This window comes from Pseudoalteromonas sp. RB2-MNA-CIBAN-0110 (genome assembly GCF_040309305.1).
In the GTDB taxonomy this organism is placed as follows: domain Bacteria; phylum Pseudomonadota; class Gammaproteobacteria; order Enterobacterales; family Alteromonadaceae; genus Pseudoalteromonas; species Pseudoalteromonas arctica.
This window is the reverse complement of the sequence record NZ_JBEOOQ010000329.1, coordinates 1-236: the sequence shown is the minus strand read 5'-3', so window position 1 is coordinate 236 and position 236 is coordinate 1. Positions and strand designations below refer to the sequence as shown.

The 236-nt window shown below is 44.1% G+C and carries 1 protein-coding gene; it reads left to right on the top strand.

The annotated features are described in order from the left end of the window. Positions 1–236, top strand: a 236-nt coding sequence (locus AAEY68_RS21700; RefSeq protein ID WP_502935728.1) for a DNA ligase LigA-related protein, incomplete at both ends; no start/stop codon positions are given.

Here is a 236-nt window from a genome sequence, read left to right as displayed (position 1 = left end):
CAGTATTCCTGATGCTGAATACGACCGTTTATTACAACAACTCAGCGCACTAGAAACTCAGCACCCAGAATTAATAACTGCCGACTCACCAACCCAAAAAGTGGGCGGTGCTGCGCTAAGTAAATTTGAGCAAGTAGCGCACCAAGTGCCTATGTTATCGCTTGATAACGCCTTTAGCGAAGATGAGTTTATTGCCTTTAATCGCCGTATAAAAGAGCGTTTAATGAGTACCGAAG